Annotated in this window: 6 protein-coding genes; 3 read left to right on the top strand and 3 right to left on the bottom strand. The window is 73.6% G+C overall.

What is annotated here, in order from left to right:
• Positions 1–14 precede the first annotated feature (14 nt).
• Both LL648_RS22240 and LL648_RS22245 read right to left on the bottom strand, forming a co-directional pair.
• A complete protein-coding gene (locus tag LL648_RS22240; protein WP_232664588.1) occupies positions 15–512 on the bottom strand; it encodes an SRPBCC family protein in 498 nt (165 codons plus the stop codon).
• A gap of 15 nt (positions 513–527) precedes the next feature.
• The gene (locus LL648_RS22245) at positions 528–1,040 is read right to left on the bottom strand and encodes a CinA family protein (protein ID WP_232664590.1); all 513 of its coding nucleotides are present in this window, start codon (positions 1,038–1,040) and stop codon (positions 528–530) included.
• 115 nt (positions 1,041–1,155) lie between these two features.
• On the opposite strand from LL648_RS22245, the gene LL648_RS22250 reads away from it, so the two are divergent.
• Positions 1,156–1,821 carry a HemK2/MTQ2 family protein methyltransferase gene (locus LL648_RS22250; protein WP_232664592.1) on the top strand — a complete coding sequence of 222 codons (666 nt, stop codon included), beginning with the start codon at positions 1,156–1,158 and terminating at the stop codon, positions 1,819–1,821.
• Positions 1,818–2,783, top strand: coding sequence for an L-histidine N(alpha)-methyltransferase (locus LL648_RS22255; RefSeq protein ID WP_232664593.1), 966 nt, complete (start codon positions 1,818–1,820; stop codon positions 2,781–2,783). The genes LL648_RS22250 and LL648_RS22255 overlap by 4 nt, the downstream gene beginning before the upstream one ends.
• Positions 2,784–2,905: 122 nt before the next feature.
• Here LL648_RS22255 and LL648_RS22260 read toward each other — a convergent pair whose 3' ends face one another.
• The gene (locus tag LL648_RS22260; RefSeq protein ID WP_232664595.1) at positions 2,906–4,414 is read right to left on the bottom strand and encodes an FAD-dependent oxidoreductase; all 1,509 of its coding nucleotides are present in this window, start codon (positions 4,412–4,414) and stop codon (positions 2,906–2,908) included.
• Between the two features lie 310 nt (positions 4,415–4,724).
• Here LL648_RS22260 and LL648_RS22265 point away from each other — a divergent pair, with 310 nt between their 5' ends.
• Positions 4,725–6,326 (top strand): phytoene desaturase family protein, encoded by a 1,602-nt coding sequence (locus tag LL648_RS22265; RefSeq protein WP_232664596.1) that lies wholly within the window; start codon positions 4,725–4,727, stop codon positions 6,324–6,326.
• The last annotated feature ends 97 nt before the right edge of the window (positions 6,327–6,423 follow it).

Below are 6,423 nucleotides of genomic sequence, written 5' to 3' on the forward strand. Positions count from 1 at the left end.
GGATGTGAACCACGTCACGCCGCCCGGCGCTCGGCCATCAGCGCGAGCCGTTGCAGCGACTCCGCGTTCCGCATCCGGATCAACGGGTCGCGCACCACGGACGGCAGCAGCGTGCCGGGCCCGGCGACGGCGTCCTCGCGGAGCACGATCTCGCACCCGCCCGCGTCGGCCGGCGCGAGCTCGATGACGATCTCGGCCTCGCCCATGGGCCACGCCTTCCCGCGCAGCACCAGCAACCGCGTGGGCTCGCAGCGTCGCACGACGGTCTGGTCGTCGATCATCGTGGGCCACGGCCCGACGGAGTGGTTCAGCACGGCGCCGACCGCAGGCCAGTCCGCACTGACCGAGCGCATCCTGGCGGCCCCGACGACCCAGCAGGGGTACGTCCACCCGTCCGCGAGCACGGCCCACACGGCGTCCGGGCTCGCCGCGGTGACGTGCCGCGTGGTGGGCAGCGCTGCTGGGCGGGATGCTGCTGGGCTGGATGCTGCTGGGCTGGATTCGGTGGCCATCCTTGGATCTACCCCTCACAGCGGGTCGCACACACGGGCTGCTCCGTCCGCGCAGGTCAGCCACCCGGCCAGCGCAGTCAGCGCCTGCTCCGTCGACGCAGCGCAGATCTCCTGCGGTCCGCCGTCCAGCTGCATCTCGGTCACGCGCGGTGGACGGGTGCCGTCGTCGACCGCGATGAAGACGGTCCCGGGCCGGCGACCGTCCTGCGGGTCCGGCCCACCGGCGCCGGTCACGGCGACCGCGACATCCGCCCCCAGCAGCCGCCGGACGCCGCTCGCCATCGCGCCGGCGGCCTCGGCACTGACCACCGGCCCGTCCGGCACGCCCAGCACCTCGTGCTTCACCGCGCTCGAATACGCCACCAGCGCACCGCGGAACCACGTGCTCGCGTCCCGCGCCCTGGCCAGCGCGCTCGCGACGAGACCACCGGTGAGCGACTCCGCGACCGCGATGGTCCGTCCGGACGAACGGGCCCGCTCCGCGACGGCGCCTGCGACCCGGTCCACCCTGTCATCGACGTCGGACATCCGACGTCCATACCCGCGCGGCGGGCCGTCCAACCATGGTCAGGACCGCGATTCGTCCCAGGTGGAGCGGGGTATCCGAGCCAACCGTTGCCTGCCGACGTCGTGAGGAAATCCCATGATCATGCTGTGTCCGCCCGGCGTCTACCGTCCGCAGCGCGATACCGCCGTGCTGGCAGGAGCCATGGAGAGGGGTGGCCTCGCGCGCGGCCGGACCGTGCTGGACGTGGGCGCGGGCACCGGTGCGCTGGCGATCGCCGCGGCGCGCGCCGGTGCCGCCTCGGTCACGGCGATCGACCTCTCGATGCGATCCGTGCTCACCACCTGGACGAACAGCCGCCTGCACCGGGCCGGTGTCAAGGTGCGCCGTGGAGATCTGTTCGAACCCGCCCGGCGCGGCCGCTACGACCTGGTGCTGGCCAACCCGCCGTACGTCCCGGCCGCGACGGCCGTGCTGCCGCGCCACCGCATCGACCGGTGCTGGGACGGCGGTCCGGACGGGCGGGCGGTGCTCGACCGGATCTGTGCGGGCGTCGCCGACGTGCTCAGCCCGAGCGGGACGCTGCTGCTGGTCCATTCGGCGGTGAGCGGGGTGGAGACGACGATCGCGCGGCTCGCCGACGGCGGCTTGACGGCCCACGTCGTCGAGCGGGTGCGGATCCCGTTCGGCCCGGTGATGCGGGCGCGCGCCGCGATGCTGGAGCTGCGCGGGCTCGTCCAGCACGACGAGACGATGGAGGAGCTGGTGGTGGTCGAAGCGAGCCGGGACGGTGTTGCGGCATGACGGTGGTCGGACCGCTAACGGAGATGTCCGGCCTGGACGACGCCGCGGTCGTCCGGGCCTGTCTGACGGAAGCGATACCGCGGCTGCCACCGTGGCTCGGGTACGACGAGGTCGGCTCGCGCCTCTTCGAGGCGATCACCGAGCTGCCCACCTACTACCTCACCCGCTCCGAGACCGGCCTGCTGCACCGGCACGCCGGCGAGATCGCCGACCTCGTGGAGGGCGAGCGGATCGCGGAGCTGGGCAGCGGGAGTGCGAAGAAGACGCGCCTGCTGCTCGCGGAGTGCCAGCGCCGCGGCCCCACCACGTACGTCCCGATCGACGTCAGCCAGGAGATGCTCGCCGACAGCGCGGAGGCGCTGCGCACGTCCGTGCCCGGCCTGCAGGTCACGGCGCTGTGGGGGCGGTACGAGGCCGGGCTGCACTGGCTGCGGCACAACAGTGGCCCGACCGTCGTCACCTTCCTCGGCTGCAACCTGGGCAACACCACCCCTGACGAACGTGCCGCGTTGCTCGACGACATCGCGGCGACGCTGCGACCGGGCGACGGGTTCATGGTGTCGGTCGACCTCGACAAGTCGCCGGCGCAGATGGAGACCTGCTACAACGACCCTCCCGGGTACTCGGCCTTCGCGCAGTTCCGGCTCAACCACCTCGTCCAGCTCAACGAGCGGTTCGGCTCGGACTTCGACGTGGGGAAGTTCTACCCGCGCGCCCGCTACGACTCGCCGACCCGCACGGTCGAGGGCCACCTCTACGCGTCGGAGGACCAAGAGGTGTCCGTCCCCGCGCTCGACCTCACGGTGTCGGTGCGGCGAGGCGGCTCCGTCAACGTCGGGTTCTCGGCGAAGTTCGACCGCGCCACGCTAGTCACCGACCTCGCCGGGCGCGGCCTTCGGCTGCGGGCCGAGTGGCTCGACCCGCAGTGGGAGTACGGGATCTTCCTGTTCCGCAAGCGCTGAGGCGCGCCCGGTTGCGCGCGCGAAGGCAGGAAAGCCACTTTCCGGCCCTCACAGGGCGGAAAGTGGCTTTCCTGCCCGGCCCCGGCCCCGGCCCCGACCACGAGCCGGCCCGGACGGGGCGGTTAGTCGGGGACGGGCTTGCTCGGCAGCGGCTCCACCGCCGGCCCTTCCAGCACCGCGCCGGTCACGTCGAAGCGCGAGCCGTGGCATGGGCAGTCCCAGCTGCGCTCGGCCGCGTTGAACCGGACCAGGCAGCCCAGGTGGGTGCAGCGCAGGGAGACGGCGTGCGCGATGCCTTCGTCGTCGCGGTAGACGCCCGTCCGGTCCGTCCCCGAGCGGACGACCCTCGCCTCACCTGCGGGGATCTCCGTGGTCGAGCGCACCTGCCCGGGCGCCAGCCGGTCCCCGACCATGTCGACGGCGACCCCGGCGTTCATGCGCGCGAGCGACGGCAGCCCGCGCGGAGACACCCGGTGCGGGCTGAACACCAGCGAGTCGCCGGTGCCGCCGCCGATGCGATCGGCGATCATCGTCGCGGCCATCGTCCCGCCGGTGAGGCCCCACTTGGCGAACCCGGTCGCCACGTGCAGGTGCCGCGAGACCGGGGTGTAGCTGCCGATCATCGGGGTCTGGTCGTAGGGCACCGGGTCCTGCGCCGACCAGCGGTGGGTCACCTCCGTGACGTCCCAGTGCTCGCGGGCGTGCTCCTCCAGCCGCAGGTAGGCGTCCTCGTCGACGCCGCGCGCTCCGGCGGCGTGCCCGGAGCCGCAGACGATCATCAGGTCGCCCGCCGACCGGTACGACCAGGTCGGGCTGCCTGCCGTGATGGCCAGCGAGCGGCTGTGCCCGGCGCGCACCCGCGCGGCGACACAGTAGGAGCGCATCACCTCCAGCCTCGCGAAGTAGCCGCCGCGGTCCCAGATCGGGACGTGCGTCGCGACCACCACGTCGGCGCCGGTGAGCGTGCCGTGGTCGGTGTCGATGCGCACCGGCGAGCCTTCGTGCAGCCGCAGGGCCCTGGTGTGCTCGTAAACGGCGCTGCCGTCGCCGTCCACGGCGGCCGCGAGGCCGAGCGCGTAGCGGGTGGGGTGCAGCTCGACCTGATCGTCGAGCCGTGCCGCCCCGATCGTCGGGTAGGGCAGGTCGACATCGTCGGTCATCGTCACGGGCAGGCCGGCCGCGCGGGCGCAATCACTCTCGGTCTGCACGTCGGGCAGATCGGCCGCGGCGACGGCGACCGTCAGCGCCGGGCGGCGCCGCAGCTCGCACTCGATGCCCTCCTCGACGGCGAGCGCCGCCACCCGCTCGACGGCCGCGGCGCTGAGCCGCGCGTAGGCGTGGGCGACGTCGGCACCGCGGTACTGCTGGATCGTCGTGAGGCGGGTGGCCTGCAACGCTGTCACCTTCGCCGTGTTGTTGCCCGTCACGCCCGCGCCCACCCGGCCGGCCTCGATCACCCCCACCCGTGCGCCTTGGCGCTTGAGCAGCAGGGCCGTCGTGAGACCGGTGATGCCGCCGCCGATCACCAGCACGTCGAACGCACGTGCGGCGGTCGGCACCGGGTAGCCCGTGTCGGGCAGGGCCTCGAGCCAGAGCGATCCCTCAGCCGTGGTCGTCGACGTCGATGACATGGCTCCCGATACCCGCGCACCGCCCGACCCAACCCCAGAGCGCGACACCCCGAAGTGCGTGCGTTCCGCACGTGTTGCCAGGAAAGTGGCTTTCCTGGCGCCACAGGACAGGAAAGTGGCTTTCCTGGCACCCGGCGCAGCCGCGGGGCCGGCGGTGGCGGAGCGGGTGATCTCCGTGTGAGCGCCGTGTACGCGCCGTGAAATGTGCGCGGCCGAGGCTCGTCGCTATGCCGCACGCGCCGCGTTTCGCCCTGCCCCCCGCCGGGGCAACCCACCATGGTTGGCTCGACCCGACGATCGGAGCACGGCCATGACGACACTCACCGCCGACGCCGTCGTGGTCGGCGGAGGCCATCACGGTCTGGTGGCCGCGGCCGTGCTCGCCGACGCGGGGTGGGACGTCTGCCTGCTGGAATCCACCGACGTGCTCGGCGGCGCGGTCCGGTCCGAGGAGCGCCACCCGGGGTTCGTCACGGACGTGTTCAGCGCGTTCTACCCGCTCACGGCGGCGTCGCCGATCATGCGTTCGCTCGACCTGGAACGCCACGGGCTGCGCTGGGCGCACGCCCCGAGCGTGCTCGCGCATCCTCCGCGCCCCGACGGCGCGCCCGCCGCCGTCCTGTACCGCGACCGCGACCGCACGGCGGCTGCCCTGGCCGAGCACGACCAGCACGACGGCGAGGCGTGGCTGCGGCTCTGCGACCAGTGGGACGCGATCGGGCCCGCCTTCCTGCGGACGATCTTCACGGCGTTCCCGCCGCTGCGCGGCCCCGTCGACCTCCTGCGCCGCATCGGCACCGCGGAGGCGCTGCGCTTCGCCCGCTTCCTGGCGCTGCCCGCCCGGCGGATGGGCGAGGAGCTGTTCAGCTCGGAGGCCGCGCGCCTGCTGCTCGCCGGCAACGCGGTGCACGCCGACGCCCCGCCCGACGCCACCGTCAGCGGCGTCTTCGGCTGGATGCTGGCGATGCTCGGGCAGAACTACGGCTTCCCCACCCCGGTCGGCGGCACCGGCCAGCTCGCCGCGGCGCTCGCGAGCCGGGCCCGCGCGGCCGGGGCGGACCTGCGCACCGGGGAGCACGTCGAGTCCATCGAGGTCAGCGGCGGACGTGCGGTCGCGGTCCGCAGCGCGAGCGGGCTGACGGTCCGCGCCCGGCGCGCGGTGATCGCCGACGTCTCTGCGCCACTGCTCTTCGGCGACCTGCTGCCGGCCGACGCCCTGCCCGCCAGGCTCCGCGCGGACCTCGAGCGCTTCGCCTGGGACACCGCCGTCGTGAAGATCAACTGGGCGCTGGACGGACCGGTCCCGTGGCGGTCTGCGGGCGTCTCCGGTGCCGGCACCGTCCACGTCGGCGCCGACGAGCTCGGCCTGGCCCGCTGGTCGGCCGACATCGAGTCGCGCACGCTGCCGACATCGCCGTTCATGCTGCTCGGCCAGATGACGACGGCCGACCCTGCCCGCTCACCGGAGGGAACGGAGAGCGTCTGGGCCTACACGCACCTCCCGCGCGGGATCTCCGACGACGACTCCGCGGAACAGCTCGCCGGGCGCATGGAGGCGGTCGTCGAGGAATTCGCGCCCGGTTTCGGCGCGCGCGTCCTGCACCGCGACCTGCAGCGCCCGTCCGACCTGCAGGGCGCCAACCCCAACCTCATGCACGGCGCGGTCAACGGCGGCACCGCGCAGCTGTTCCAGCAGCTCGTCTTCCGGCCGGTGACGGGGCTTGGCCGGGCCGAGACCGTGATCGACGGCCTGTACCTCGGCAGCGCGTCCGCCCACCCCGGCGGCGGCGTGCACGGCGCCTGCGGCTGGATCGCGGCCCGTGCCGCGCTGGCGCAGCACGGGTCGCTCGGCTGGCTGCGCAAGCGGATCACCTCCGCGGCGCTCGACCTCGTCTACCGAGACCCGGCCTGACGTTTGCCGGTGCTCGGCGCGGGCATCCTGGTGCGTGCAACGTCCACGTCGCGTCACCCTCACCGACGACGGTCCCGTGCTGGTCAGCGGCCCGGTC

This window comes from Pseudonocardia sp. TRM90224, from assembly GCF_021245725.1.
Lineage (GTDB): Bacteria > Actinomycetota > Actinomycetes > Mycobacteriales > Pseudonocardiaceae > Pseudonocardia.

Excerpts from the sequence above, each read along its gene's own strand:
- LL648_RS22250 (WP_232664592.1), top strand. The coding sequence starts at position 1,156 with ATGATCATGCTGTGTCCGCCCGGCGTCTACCGTCCGCAGCGCGATACC.
- LL648_RS22255 (WP_232664593.1), top strand. The coding sequence starts at position 1,818 with ATGACGGTGGTCGGACCGCTAACGGAGATGTCCGGCCTGGACGACGCC.
- LL648_RS22245 (WP_232664590.1), bottom strand. The coding sequence starts at position 1,040 with ATGTCCGACGTCGATGACAGGGTGGACCGGGTCGCAGGCGCCGTCGCG.
- LL648_RS22260 (WP_232664595.1), bottom strand. The coding sequence starts at position 4,414 with ATGTCATCGACGTCGACGACCACGGCTGAGGGATCGCTCTGGCTCGAG.
- LL648_RS22265 (WP_232664596.1), top strand. The coding sequence starts at position 4,725 with ATGACGACACTCACCGCCGACGCCGTCGTGGTCGGCGGAGGCCATCAC.
- LL648_RS22240 (WP_232664588.1), bottom strand. The coding sequence starts at position 512 with ATGGCCACCGAATCCAGCCCAGCAGCATCCAGCCCAGCAGCATCCCGC.